This window comes from Desulfospira joergensenii DSM 10085 (assembly GCF_000420085.1).
In the GTDB taxonomy this organism is placed as follows: Bacteria; Desulfobacterota; Desulfobacteria; order Desulfobacterales; family Desulfobacteraceae; genus Desulfospira; species Desulfospira joergensenii.
The window spans coordinates 2,131,543-2,145,055 of the sequence record NZ_ATUG01000002.1; the positions used below are offsets into that span (position 1 = coordinate 2,131,543).

General features: G+C 46.8%; 12 protein-coding genes. 6 read left to right on the top strand and 6 right to left on the bottom strand.

What is annotated here, in order from left to right:
* Window positions 1-68: 68 nt before the first annotated feature.
* The 3 genes from F608_RS33045 to mobB are packed head-to-tail and all read left to right on the top strand — an operon-like array spanning window position 69 to window position 2,255.
* The gene (locus F608_RS33045) at window positions 69-716 is read left to right on the top strand and encodes an FmdE family protein (RefSeq protein WP_022668016.1); all 648 of its coding nucleotides are present in this window, start codon (window positions 69-71) and stop codon (window positions 714-716) included.
* Window positions 670-1,740, top strand: a complete 1,071-nt coding sequence (locus tag F608_RS0122745) for a molybdopterin-binding protein (RefSeq protein ID WP_022668017.1) — start codon at window positions 670-672, stop codon at window positions 1,738-1,740. The genes F608_RS33045 and F608_RS0122745 overlap by 47 nt, the downstream gene beginning before the upstream one ends.
* Window positions 1,740-2,255, top strand: coding sequence for a molybdopterin-guanine dinucleotide biosynthesis protein B (mobB, locus tag F608_RS33050; protein ID WP_022668018.1), 516 nt, complete (start codon window positions 1,740-1,742; stop codon window positions 2,253-2,255). Before F608_RS0122745 ends, mobB begins: the two co-directional genes overlap by 1 nt.
* Window positions 2,256-2,297: 42 nt before the next feature.
* Here the strand turns inward: mobB and F608_RS0122755 are convergent, their stop codons facing one another.
* Window positions 2,298-2,951 carry a hypothetical protein gene (locus F608_RS0122755; protein ID WP_022668019.1) on the bottom strand — a complete coding sequence of 218 codons (654 nt, stop codon included), beginning with the start codon at window positions 2,949-2,951 and terminating at the stop codon, window positions 2,298-2,300.
* 1,245 nt (window positions 2,952-4,196) lie between these two features.
* Here F608_RS0122755 and F608_RS0122760 point away from each other — a divergent pair.
* Window positions 4,197-5,960 (top strand): S8 family serine peptidase, encoded by a 1,764-nt coding sequence (locus F608_RS0122760; protein ID WP_022668020.1) that lies wholly within the window; start codon window positions 4,197-4,199, stop codon window positions 5,958-5,960.
* Window positions 5,961-5,983: 23 nt separating this feature from the next.
* Here the strand turns inward: F608_RS0122760 and F608_RS0122765 are convergent, their stop codons facing one another.
* Complete coding sequence (locus F608_RS0122765; RefSeq protein ID WP_022668022.1) at window positions 5,984-6,217, bottom strand: hypothetical protein; 234 nt, start codon at window positions 6,215-6,217, stop codon at window positions 5,984-5,986.
* A 491-nt stretch (window positions 6,218-6,708) separates the two neighbouring features.
* Between F608_RS0122765 and F608_RS37200 the strand changes: the two genes are divergently transcribed.
* On the top strand, window positions 6,709-7,341 hold the full coding sequence (locus F608_RS37200; protein ID WP_022668023.1) for an adenylylsulfate reductase subunit beta: 633 nt from the start codon (window positions 6,709-6,711) through the stop codon (window positions 7,339-7,341).
* 159 nt (window positions 7,342-7,500) lie between these two features.
* Here F608_RS37200 and F608_RS0122775 read toward each other — a convergent pair whose 3' ends face one another.
* Together F608_RS0122775 and F608_RS0122780 are read right to left on the bottom strand one after the other, a co-directional pair.
* Window positions 7,501-8,679, bottom strand: a complete 1,179-nt coding sequence (locus F608_RS0122775) for an AAA family ATPase (RefSeq protein ID WP_022668024.1) — start codon at window positions 8,677-8,679, stop codon at window positions 7,501-7,503.
* A gap of 422 nt (window positions 8,680-9,101) precedes the next feature.
* The gene (locus F608_RS0122780; RefSeq protein ID WP_022668025.1) at window positions 9,102-11,186 is read right to left on the bottom strand and encodes a molybdopterin-dependent oxidoreductase; all 2,085 of its coding nucleotides are present in this window, start codon (window positions 11,184-11,186) and stop codon (window positions 9,102-9,104) included.
* A 339-nt stretch (window positions 11,187-11,525) separates the two neighbouring features.
* Between F608_RS0122780 and F608_RS0122790 the strand changes: the two genes are divergently transcribed.
* Window positions 11,526-12,359: an MBL fold metallo-hydrolase gene (locus F608_RS0122790; RefSeq protein ID WP_022668027.1), complete on the top strand. Its 834-nt coding sequence runs from the start codon at window positions 11,526-11,528 to the stop codon at window positions 12,357-12,359.
* Window positions 12,360-12,412: 53 nt separating this feature from the next.
* Here the strand turns inward: F608_RS0122790 and F608_RS0122795 are convergent, their stop codons facing one another.
* Together F608_RS0122795 and F608_RS0122800 are read right to left on the bottom strand one after the other, a co-directional pair.
* Entirely contained in the window at window positions 12,413-12,730 is a 318-nt protein-coding gene (locus F608_RS0122795; RefSeq protein ID WP_022668028.1) for an Hpt domain-containing protein, read from the bottom strand.
* Between the two features lie 86 nt (window positions 12,731-12,816).
* Window positions 12,817-13,506: a hypothetical protein gene (locus F608_RS0122800; RefSeq protein WP_022668029.1), complete on the bottom strand. Its 690-nt coding sequence runs from the start codon at window positions 13,504-13,506 to the stop codon at window positions 12,817-12,819.
* Between the last annotated feature and the right edge of the window lie 7 nt (window positions 13,507-13,513).

The following is a 13,513-nucleotide window of genomic DNA, read 5'->3' on the forward strand; positions in this document are numbered from 1 at the left end:
ACTTGACCTTATGTTAATTTTAACATAAGGTCGATTCAGCATATGGAATCATGGAAACGGAAATATAAATGAAAGATTTTGAAACCCTTTTGAAAGGCTCGGGCGAGGCCCACGGCCACCTTTGTCCGGGCCAGGTGGTGGGGGTGAAAATGGCCATGGAAGGATGCCGCCTCATCGGGCTGGACGAGCCCAGCATCCTGCCCCAGATCAAGAAACTCCTGGTTTATGTGGAAATGGACCGGTGTGCTGCCGATGCCATCTCCTATGTTACCGGGGCAAAGCTGGGCAGGCGCTCCCTCAAGTTCGTGGACAACGGCATCATGGCGGCCACCTTTGTCAACCTTGAGTCGGGCAGGGCCTTCCGCATCGTTTCCAGGGAAGAGGCCAGGGAACTGGCCCTTGTCCTTGCCCCGGAAATCCCGGATAAGCGGGGCCGGCAGATGGAAGCCTACAAGAGGATGAGCATTGAAGAGCTGTTTGACATTGAGGAGGTCCGGGTGGATGTCCCTGCCTGTGACATGCCCGGTCCCACCCGGTTCAAGGCGGTCTGCGCCCGGTGCGGACAGATGGTCAGGGACAAGCGGGAAATCATGAAAAACAATGAGATCCTCTGCAGACCCTGCGGCCTGGGATCCTATTTTCAACCGATAAATGAACAAGGAAAAGAGAATGTGCCAAGACGCAGAGCACAGGGCAGCCAAAACCCTGCCCTTTAAAACCATTCCTGTGGAAGAGGCGGTGGGAACCACCCTTGCCCACGATATGACCCAGATCATTCCGGGCAAGTTTAAAGGCCCTGCATTCAAAAAAGGGCACAAGATAGAGTCTTCCGATGTCTGCCGGCTCATGCGCATGGGGAAAAATCATCTCTATGTCCTTGATCTTGAGGAGGGCCAGGTCCACGAGGATGATGCGGTCTATGAACTGGCCTCTGCCCTGGCCGGTCCCGGCGTCATCTTTTCCGGCTCCCCCAGTGAGGGAAAACTGGAACTGAGAGCCGCCTATCCCGGTCTTTTCAAGGTCAACGTGGAGGGGCTCACCCAATTCAATATGACCCAGGACGTGGTCTGTGCATCCATCCACAACAACACCGCCGTTGAAAACGGCCAGAGCCTTGCCGCCACCCGGGCCATCCCCCTGGTGATCCAGCAGGAAGAACTGGACCGGGCCACGGCCATTGCCCGGGAAAATTACCCGGTCTTTTCCGTCCAGATGTTTAATCCCTTGAAGATCCGCCTCATTATCACGGGAAATGAAGTCTATAAGGGGCTGATCAAAGACCGGTTCCGGGAGATCGTGGAGAAAAAGGCCGCGGCCCTGGGGGCCAGTCTGGAAGAATCGGTTATCCTGCCCGATGACCGGGACAGGATCGCCTCCCAGGTCAAAACCTTTCTGGAAAAGGATACAGACCTGATCATCACCACCGGCGGCATGTCTGTTGATCCCGATGATGTGACCCGGGCCGGGATAGAAGATGCCGGTTTTGACGAAGTCCATTATTCAGCCGCTGTGCTGCCCGGTGCCATGTTTCTTCTGGGATACCGGGGAGACAAGGCTGTCATGGGGCTGCCGGCCTGCGGCCTCTACCACCGGATCACCGTGTTTGACCTGATCTTTCCCAGGATCATGGCCGGAGAACATCCCGGTAAAAAGGATCTGGCAACCCTCTGCCACGGCGGCCTCTGCCTCAACTGCCCCACCTGCAGGTTCCCGGCCTGCTCCTTTGGAAAGGCCGGCTAGTGAAGCCCTTCCATATCATCGGCCAGCCCGGATCAGGCAAGACCACCCTGATGGTGGATCTCATCAGCGAACTGGTCCGGCAGGGGATCCGGGTGGGGAGCATCAAGCACAGCGCCCATGTCCATGAACTGGACAAGCCGGGCAAGGATTCCTTCTGCCACAGAAAGGCAGGAGCCTCACCCGTGACCATGATGGCCGGGGACATGGCCGCCATCTATCTTCCCCTGTCCCGGGGGAATTCAAAGCCCACACCTCAGATGTTCCTGGAAAACCCATTGTATCAGAATCTGGATATGGTGCTGATCGAAGGCTGGATCAGCGGCCCCTATCCCAAAATCGAGATGTGGCGGAAAGAGGCCGGTCGTCCTCCCCTGTTCACAAAGGTTGAGGGAGTCAGGGCCCTTGTCACCGACGATTCCCTGGATCCTGACTCCTCATCAGAAGCCAAGTCTGCCGGACTCAGGCTTTTCCAACGGAAATCCCCCCGGGACATCGTGGCCTATCTGCTTGAATAGAATCCGGTATGGATCTGTTTCTGGTTTTAAAAATTCTTCTCTCTAATAATTCCAATGGAACACCCCAAGACCCAGGATATTCATGACAATGGGAACCGCATAAATAAAACCGATGGTGATGATCTTGGTCTTCATGGCTTTCCGTGTGATGACAAAGATGGCGGCGCAGAAAAAATGGAAATAGCCGATGAGAAAGATCAGCCAGACTCCTTGAAAGGACCTTTCCCAGAAAGGATACTCCCAGACCAGGTGACCTCCCATATTGAGAAAGCACTCGATAAATACGCTGAAAGCGGAATAGCCGATCGCCCAGAACCACATATCCGGAATCCCTAGGATCTTTGCTTTTCTGTCCGGATTCAGGGAATGATAGTAGACAATGCCCATGATGGAGAACATGAACATGATTTCAATGTTCCAGCCGACCAGGGTCCTCAGAGCCGTCTCCCCGGGGGTGGTCCAGAAGGCGGCCCGGCCCGAGAGCACCATGACCCAGGAATTCCAGGTCTCATTGAAAAAATCCATCCCGAATATGGTCAGGCCGGCAAGCACAGCATCCCAGTTCCGGGTCTGCCTGGCCTCCTTGATCTCCCGCGTATAGATGTAGAAAACGATGGCCAGCAGGGGAATGACATACCATTTGAGCATGGACAGGTCCCTCAGGTTCTCAAGGGCTTTAATCGTGGCTTCAGTCATAATCGCCTCCTTTGGTTTGCAGGAATCAGGACCGGAACACCAGTCCGGTAAGATTCAACCCAACTGCCTCAAATATGCTTTTACAGCCTTTTTTGTCAACTCAAAATCGGTATCAAGACCGCGCCGGTGTTTCCCTTTCAGCAAAGCCAGATACAGGTCAGAGGGATCGGCATAACCCGGCAGGGAGAGGCAAGGAGTGTTCCGCTAAATCATCTGCTCCCGTCCATGGGAGCAGATGAAGCTGAAAAGCCCGTGCTTTATCCGTCCTGGAATCTCGGTCTTTTAAGCCGCTTCAACCCCTTGCCTCCCCCTGCCTGACCCTCCTGGCAGGCTAAAAATCAATCCTCTTCAAAGGCCATGCTGTCGGGGAGGCTGTTGAGGGCCCTAGCGGAGACATCGGGTGGGATTCTTTACAGGCTCTTGGCTGCGCTTTTCTGCGAAAAAGGGGAATTGTTTGAACGAAGTGAGTTTTTCCCTTTCGGAAAAGTGCTGATTAGAGCCTGTCAGAATCGTTCACCCTGCGGAGCTGCGGCTCTCAACAGCCGGAGTTGGAATGGTCTTTTTCTTTCGGATTTGTACTCTATAGATCGGGAAAAATTAATCCGCAGATTACACAGATGAACTCAGATAAAATACATGAAAATAATCTGCGCCCATCTGAGTTATTCACAGATATTCTCCAAGTATTCCTAACAATGACCTTTCAAAAAACGATAAGGTAAGGTTACTCTCCAATAAACCTGAATTTTGGTTGTTTGGCACAACCACCAGATCTTGTGGTTGGGCAATTTCAGAAAAAGCGATCAATCATACCATAAGTGCACACTTGGACAGGATAAAATTGATTCAGGAATATTTAACTGATCGGCTTTTTACTCAGCCACATTTTCGAACAGGGGAATCTATGACATTTTCTCGCACCGCCTGAAACTATGAATATAAAATCTCTTAGCACATCAATGATTAACGCAAAAACCCTGCCTGTTAAAGCATTATCTTCTGTTATTTATAGGCATTAATTACCCTCTATTGACATCAGTTTTATTATTCGATAAAAATTTTGGGTACTGTTACATCCTGTTCTTATTTTTTTTCATCTGTGCCGAAAAATGATATTCAATTCTGTCTGTAGAATTTTACGGTTCGTTTATATTAGCTTGTAATCTGTTGTGTTCATTAGGCAAACAGCTAATGATTTAACCATTGATATTTCTTCAAAGCTTAAATGACATGAGGATAAATCAAATGAATAAAATAGATAGATACTTACTTTACAAAATGAAAGAGCAGAAAATAGAATCGTTCGGTGAAAATTCAAGGATAAACAATCTGATGATTCCATTTTTAATGAGAGTTAAATCAAAGGGATGGAAGCCTGAAGGTATTCCAGATCTCAAAATCATTTCTCGATTGGGTGTGGTCCTTGCCTGCCTGGGGTCACGCTCCACGTTATATGCATTAGAAGAAGATCAAGAAGTCATTTCAATAAATGCGAGTCGAGTAGGAGGAGGATTAGAATTAGATAAATCTAAACTATTTATTCAGGCAGATACTATTTTATCTCCACCACTATCTGAAAAAGGAGATCAATCAATTATAGCAATAATAGATTCAGGAATTGATATTTTACATGAGGCTTTTATAGATTCAAGGGGTAACACCCGAATTTTGGAAATATGGGATCAAACCGATGATAGCGGTACCGGCCCTTTGCTAAAAAATTTAGCAGGATTAGGGCAGACTTTTGGAACCATTCATACCGAAAAAGATATTAATAAATACATAAAAAAGAATAACGTGCCCAATAATTTGGGAAGAGACACAGATGGTCATGGGACACATGTTGCTAGCATTGCTGCAGGTAGTTGTAGTAAAACGTTTCCTGGAGGCGTCGCCCCTGAAGCTAAGTTGCTTATTGTTAAAACTAATAATTATATCAGAGTCAACCCAGGAGACCCAAAGAGTTTGGGGTATTCGATTGAACATCAAACAGCACTACAATATATAGAAGAATTTGCAGCTAAAATAAAATTACCAGTTGTAGTCAATCTGAGCCAAGGGATGAGTGCTGGGGCACACGACGGGAAATCAGCATTGGAAGCTTCATTTGATTCCTTTTCTGGTTTTGGTAGAAAACGAGGGCGTATTATTGTGAAATCTGCTGGGAATGAAAGAGGTGAGGATGGTCATGCAAGACTGAAGCTGTTAAGCAACACAATAGATTTCTTGCAATGGGAATCTAAAGATGTGTATCGGCAGGAAGATTATATTGAGTTGTGGTTTTCTTCTTCGGATGAATTTGAATTTAGGCTAAAAGATCCAAATGGTAAGGTTTCTCCTGTATTACGGTCTGGCGACAATTTTTCTGATACTTTTAAACAATCAAATAATGAATTTTTTATGGAGTATGAACGCTACAATTTGGATAACGGTGATAGCAAAGTGACAATTTCTATCCAACCTGGTCCAACAAGAGGTATACTGAAAGGAATTTGGGAACTTGAAATTGAAAGCAAAAAAGTAAAAACAAACACGCCAATTGATGCTTGGATTGAGAGAAGGCATAAAAGACCCATTCGGTTTCGAAACTATCAAGAAAACGGGACTACAATTAGTATTCCAGGTACTGCTGAGTCGATTCTTTGTGTTGCGTCTGTCCAAAATGAGAAAAAGCCCTTTATGGTTTCTAATTTTTCATCGCTTGGCCCCACAAGAGATGGAAGAGAGAAACCAGATTTATCCGCACCTGGTGAACTCATATGCGCCGCAAAATGTAACACTTATAGAGGGGTATGCTCAATGCAAGGTACAAGTATGGCCGCACCACACGTTTCAGGGGCAGTCGCTTTAGCTTTCTCATGTAAACAGAAAATTGATCCAAATACGGTCCCATCTGCAGCACAAATCCGTAAAATTTTGAAAGATACCGCTCAAAATTCAAGTGTGAATTTTTGTCAAAAAATGGGATTTGGCGTGCTGAGTGTAAAAGACTTTCTTAATTCGATATAACGAGAAAAAAAACACACCTGCGTCTATTTGCTTGCTTCTATTTTAATGACGCGAGGATCTTGTTCAAGGGACCGTATTGAATCCAAACTGCCCGTGCAGGCCAATATTTTACCCATTTTGGAAAAAATTTTTAAATCAGGAATTTTTTTTAAAGGCTCCCAGTTTTTAGTTTCAACCTGTACTAAAAATGGAACAATAATTTTACCAGGAAGGTTATTGTTTGTACATTTGTAATATAAATATTTATCCGTGATCATAGTACTCTATCTTTATATTAAAATCTTGATTTATCCATGCAATAAATACGCCTAACTATTATGTTTTTTATAAGATATTATAATCAAAACACATTTAGCTTTCGTTGTTTTGTGAATTTAAAAAGTGGAAAGGAAAATCTTTCCACAATGCACTTTATTATTCCAATTATTGTAACATAAAGTATATAATTTGTCCGATTCATTCCTTTATCAAGGATAAAGTACAGCCTCAACTTTTTTATATCTCAAAAATTTCAATCTTTTTTTGGTGTTTGTTCTTTTTGAATGAATTTAAAATATGTTTACACAATCTCAAAATACTGTTATTCAAATCTACATGCTTAATCGCTAATTCTTTAACGATAAAGACTTTTATATTCTGTTTGCTCCAGTTCGAATCCGTGTTTCTCGTGTATTTTGTCCCCTTGCTTGCTATGTATTGACGTCATTGCGAATAGGAAAGTTATCTTATCGGTGGAAAGGATTAATTTATGGCACGAACAGTCATCAGCAAAAAGGACGTGAAAGCATCGATAGAAAAAATATCACATGATTATAATACCTCTGTGTCGATTGAAAACAGGTTTATACCTATGATGAACACAGAAGACATCATGTGGACATGTAAATTCAGGAATGGGGTCATAAAGCGATTCAAATTTCCTATTCGTACAAGCCCTGAAGGCGAGAGTGTTAGTTACGAGGACTCAGAGGAAGGTTCTCAAAAATTAGCAAGTGAAGATCTGGGGTTGAACAGTTCTCCAGAGATAATTTCTGAGTTACCTTTGGAACCAGATAAATACAAATCAAGACTCTTAAAATATATTCCTGCTGAGATAATAGCTTTATATATGACTCTTGATTCGTTGATTCGATCTTTGGAAAAAACGCCAATAGGGATTTATTGGGTTATAGTGATTTTTTGTCTTGTAAGTACTTATTTGTACCTTTGGCGTGTGCAAAAAGTGAAAAAGCAAGCTCAACTTTTTATTTCGGTAATGGCTTGCTTAGTTTGGATCTTTGCGATAGGGGGGCCCTTTGCCTATCTGAACTGGTATAATCCAGTTTATGGAGGTTTATTATTGCCAGCATATACTTTCTCGATAGCCATTTTCGAAGCCTGAGAATCTTTAGAATTTTTTGCAATAAACGTGTGCAATCTGTCTATTAGGGCTCGTGTTTTTTGAGATTAACCCAGATACAACATGTTGTATTCAGAGAACTCCGGTCAAAACGACATTTCATACCGGTGCTTGGTCTACTGTGTGGTAAATTGAAAAAAATCATTTACTTTTGTCGGGCCAATGCCATGAAGGTTGATCCAATAACCCCTGATCCACCACCTGCGTTTGACCCAGGCTTTTCTCTAATTGAAGTGAATTACATTCATTTGAATCTTCCAATGCGGCAATTAATCTGGTGGCATGTGAAATCACCCAAACCTGAGTATTCTTTGCTGCCTGGATAATTAACCTGGCAAGTGCTGGAAGCAAATCGGGATGCAAGCTTGTCTCTGGCTCATTCAGTACCATCAGTGAGGGTGGTCTAGGTGTTAGAAGGGCGGCAACCCAAAGTAAATATCTCAAAGTACCATCTGACAATTCCGCCCCGGACAATGGCCTCAACAACCCATTTTGATGGAGGTTTACATTGAATCGCCCATCTTCTTGCACCGGAATGCTTAAGCTCGCACCCGGAAATCCATCGGCAATAGCATTTTCGAGTGCTGCGACATCTCCAATCTCCATAATTGTTTGGAGAGCTGCTGCTAAGTCTCTTCCATCATGATGAAGAACGGGTGTGCGAGTTCCGAGCTGGGGTAATCTTGCCGGTGCTTCCGAATCAGATCTAAAGTGATCATAGAATCTCCAGCTTTTTATCTCTTCTTTCATCGTTACTATTTCAGGTGCTTTTACAGGGTCAACCGCTTGACTGAAGATACTTTCAAAACTGCTGGCGTGCTGCGTAATAACTTCCCAGCTTCGATTTGTTCGAACCTTTATTGCGGGCCCTGACCGATCAACTAACGAACTTGACGGTCGATATACATTCCCAGCCCAGATGCATTCCTGCTTTATTTCTGGGTCTAAAGCAAAAGCTGTTGGTCCCAAGTTTCCAGGAGTAGGCAATCCTAGTGAAATGGAATAGCCGAATTCGTCGCCGGAAAAACCTAAGCGTAACCTGACAGCTTTTTTTTTCGGTCCTCCCTGAACCTTTACTTCTCCTTGACGCATCCGCTTTGTGATATTCTCTGGTCCGGCCCAGAATGTCGATTTTAGACCTCCTTCCCTAGCCAAAGAATTTATCACTCCACCTTGTGCTGTTTCAGATAATAATCTTAGCGCCTTGTATAAGTTTGATTTACCGCTGGCATTTTCACCGGTGATGACGTTTAGACTCCCAAAGGGAATAACTAAATTTAATAGAGATCTATAGTTTCCGATTGCGAGGGTTTTTATCATTCTGATTTAGCTATTTTAACGGATAATAAGTTTATCTGTGGTTTCCGTTTATTCTTCATGCCTATTTATCTATCGGGATAACATGTTTAAAATCAATTTAAATTGAAGATTAACCATCCCTGACAACGAAAGGCAAGATAAATTTAATATATTAACGCCTTCCTCTGTTTAAATCCCGAAAAAGGCGAGCATTGTGTCTATCAAAGCTCAGATTTTCAATTTTAGCTCCATCACTACATCTGGGGATTGCTACTTCCCGATGAGGATTCAATTTTATACATTATTTCCCTGACAGCCCGGAAATATCAGAATTAAAATTTCTATTGCTGCTACAAGCAGCCGGAGAAAAAAACGGCCGGTCCTGAAAAGGACCGGCCGCTGGCAAAGAAGGGGCAGGAAATTGAATGGGCCTAACCCCGGGTCTAAGCTTTGGACACTTTGACAAAATGTTCCTGGTAGGCAATGGCTCCGCCTGCCTTGTCCCAGATATCCATTCCGCCTTTCATGAACTTGTTGTCGGCCAGGCCTTTGCCGAAAGCCCGGGATTCGGCTTCCAGGCGGTGGCCGAAACCGTGGATGACAAAGACAGCCTCGGGGTGGATGATGTCCGTGACCTTGGCCTTAATGGTTTCCGTGTAACCGTCCTGGCTCACGTTGACCGTGTCCCCGTCTGAGATTCCCAGTTTTTCCGCCTCTTGGGTATGAATCCAGAGGACATTTTCCGGCATCTGCTCATAGAGCATGGGGTTGTTCACGGTGTGACCCTGGGTGTGGAGGGCGCACCGGCCAAAGGTTATCCTGAATTCGCCTTCCTCCGGCTTTTTCGGGGATTCATAGGGCTTGAGGGAAGGGATTCCGTTGTCTTCCAGTTTCTGGGAAATCATTTCGATCTTGCCGCTGGGGGTCTTGAACTTATAATCCTGAAAATCCAAATATACGGGCTTTTCCGCCAGGGAGACCATTCCTTTTTCATCAAAATCCTCTATGGTGAGGCCAGTGCCTTGAAGCTGGAAGTTCCAGACATCCTCCCGGGTCTCAAAGGCCAGTTCAGGCAGGTCCAGACGCTTGGCCAGGCCCGAGACGATTTCCCAGTCGGATTTGGTGTCATAGCAGGGATCCACGGCCCGGCGCCGGACAAAGAACTGGGGCTTAAGGGCATTTTTGGTGGCGATGATGCTTTCCCTCTCCAGATAGGGAGACAGGGGCAGGACAACGTCGGAATACCAGGCTGTGTCTGACCAGCTGAAGGTGACGGAAACCAGTAGGTCCAGCTTGTCCCACATCTTTTTGACCCGATCCGGATCCGGGTATCCCATGAGGGGATCATGGCGGTAGGCGATATAGGCTTTGACCGGGTAGGGATCTTCGGTTTCCATGGCTTCAAAGAGCAGGTGGGCAAGGCCCGGCCCCTCTTCAAAGTGTTTGTATTTCCAGCCGATGCCGTCGGCCCGTTTTTCTTCGGGCTTGGGGTATAGATCCATGAATTTTTTCAGGCCCTTTGCCCCCACATCTCCGGGCTTGCTTACAAAGGGAAGTCCGCCTTTGGCGCCGTAGGATCCCAGCAGGGCATTGATGATATAGATGGAACGGCAGATATAAAAGGAGTCCTTATACCGGGCCGCCATCCAGCCCGGATGCCAGATCACGGCAGGGGCGGCATCGGCAATCTCCTTGACAAAGCTTTTCAGGGTGTCGGCCGGAATTCCGGTTTCCTGTTCCGCCCATTCCGGGGTGTAGGGAACCACAAACTGCTCCAGATCCCTGAAGCCTTCGATATACTTTCTGACAAATTTATCATTGTAAAGACGCTTGTGGATCAGTTCGTGGATGACGGCCAGGTTAAAGGCATAATCGGTTCCCGGGCGGATTTTCATGAAATTATTGGCCTTGGAGGCCGAGACATTGGAGCGGATGTCGATGACGGAAAGGCGGCATCCTTTTTCCATGGCATCCATGAGGTTGTTGACCTCCTGGACATTGACGGATTCAAAGATATTCCGGAACTGGAGGATCACATGTTTGCTGTTCTTCAGATCATAGGCCACGGCTTTTCTTCCCATCCCGGTGAGGGAAAGGGCGGAGTGCTGGACGTTTCTGGCACAGGAGGAGTCATGGTTGTTGTAGTTCGGGGTTCCCAGTCCTTTGAGGAATGCCCGGTGAATGTCCCGGAAAGGGCCTCCCCGGTCCGTAAAGGCGATGGCCCTGGCCCCATGGGTCTCCTTGATCTGTCCCAGACGGTCGGCCACATGGTCAAAAGCTTCTTCCCAGCTGGCTTTCCGCCATTTCCCCTCTCCCCGCTCTCCCTCCCGGATCAGGGGGGTCTGGGGGCGTTCATGGTCGTATATCAGGCCGGTACCGGCCGCGCCCCTGGGGCATACAGCGCCTTTCATGGCAGGGACATGGGGATTGCCTTCGATAAAGGACACCCGGCCATTTTGAACCTGTACTTTGATGGGGCAGCGGACCGTACACATGCCGCATACGCTGAAAACAGAACTTTTTGCCATTGTTGCTCTCCTTAATAAATTCCTTGGCTGAAGTTTTACCTAAGGTTATATTTTATATAGCCTTTAATCTAAAATCATCATCACGAGTCATCATGGATATATAAGCCAGAATCATGCCAGTCTCTGATCCCGGCTTTAATTCCCATGAAGAGTGTCCGGGTTCAGGTCAGCCCGCAAAAGAAAGGTTTTTGGCTTATTCCGGATCCCGGGAAAAAGTGCAGTAAAATTACTGCATCGCATATTTTTTGTTGCGTGATCGATTTAGATCTTGACTTTGCATTCCATTATCGGGATTGATGGGAAAAGATCAATCGATACACAAGGAGCCCGGGATCTGAAATGAAAATAACCACCCTGGTGGAAAACACCGCTGAAAAGGAAAATCTCGTGTCCAGGCACGGGATCAGTCTGCACATTGAAATGGAGGATCAAAATATCCTCTTTGATACGGGTCCGGATGATTCTTTTATCAAAAATGCCCGGGACCTGGGCATTGACCTGTCCGGGGTCGATCTGGCCTTCATCTCCCACGGCCATTATGATCACGGCGGGGGAATCAAGGATTTTTTACGGGTCAATTCCAAGGCCAGGATCATCTTAAAAGATGGTGCTGCAGGCCAGTTTTACGCGAAAATACTCCATGTGATCAAAAAAAACATCGGCCTGAAACCGGATGAAATGGATAAAAACCGGTGTGAGTTCATCTCCGGCAGCCTAAAGGTCAACGATCAGATCCGGGTGGTTACCGATTTCAGCAAACCCGGGTTTATCCCCAGGGGCAATCACAGCCTTTTTAAAAAGAACCGGGCCGGCAGACTTGTTCAGGATGATTTTTCCCATGAGATCTGCCTTGTGCTGGAATCCGGGGGAAAGCATGTCCTGCTTACCGGTTGTTCCCATTCGGGCCTGGGCAATATGATGCGCAGTGTCAGGCAGGAGACGGGAATTGACCGTTTCGACCTGGTTCTGGGCGGTTTCCACCTGTACAATCCAGTCAGGAAAAAAACAGAGTCCAGACAGGAGATGGACCGGCTGCTGGACGAAATCCGTGCCTTTGAAACTTCGGTCTTTTATACAGGGCATTGCACAGGCCAGGTTGCATTTGAGTATTTGAAAGAGAAACTGGGGGACAGGGTAAAACCCTTTCGAACGGGAACGGTGATTGAAGTATAGTCTTGACCCCGGGGGCTGGAACCCAAAGAGATCTTTTTTTCTGTGAACCGGGTTTATGGATGATTTTTTATGTGCCGGGCCAGGTCCAGGCCCTCTTTTTCAAGAAGAGAGAGCTTCAAATCCATTCCTTTCAAGGCCTTTTCTCCTGGGGCAGACTCAAGGGCCTTGGCTGCCCTGGCTGCTTTTTCCGCCGTGAGATATCGGAGCATTCCCTTGAGTCTGTGGGCGGCCCGGTTCAGATGTCCGGCTTTCCCGGCCCGGCCTGCCGCCTTGATCTCCCTGAACATACCCGGCCATTCAGACAGGAAATCATTGAAACACTCCCGGACAAGTCCCGTGTCATTGTCCATGATCCCCATGAGTTCATTCATATTGATTATCCCTTCATCGGGACGGGGTTCCGGTACGATCTCCTCCCGTTAAAAGCCGAAGATTTTGCCGGGCATTCTTCCTGAAATCAGGACTCTTTTTTCTGATCCCAGAAATCGCGGCTTTCTTTGAGGATATCATTGATATCCTCATCAAGAACCTCCTCCTGGAGCAATTCTTCATCTTCCAGATCCATATTTTCCAGGCTGTTCTCTTCCGGGTCCTGGTCTGCCCCGTCTTCGGTTTCCTGTGTCAGGGGATCTGATTCCTCCAGGGCAGGGGATTGGCCGTCATCACCGGGTTCATCCTCCAGCCCGTAGTCCGGAAGATCAATCTGGAGTTCTTCCTCATCCTCATCAACAGGGGCAGGGTCGTCTGAATCTTCATTTTCGGACAATGGATCCATTTCGTCTCCGGGATCGTCCAAATCCATTGATTCAAGACTGCCGTCCATGGCATCGGATTCATCAATCTTATTTTCCGTTTCACTGTCCGGGTCCTGGTCCATGGAATCTTCCGAATCTATGTCCTCGGAGGAACGGATATGGTTTCCCTCCCGGTCAAACAGCAGGCTGCCGCTCAAGTGGACATCAAAATCAAGTCTGAAAGCCACTTGGTTGTCATGGACCACGATCTGCCCCCCTTTTGAAGAAAGGGATCTGGCCGTGAGCCTGTTTTTGATGATGTCTTTTACGGCATCCAGGTCCAGGTCTTCCTTGACCGCATCAATAAGGTCTTTTTCTCCGCTTTTAATGACGTCAGGGTCTGTTATTTTCATGGGCGAC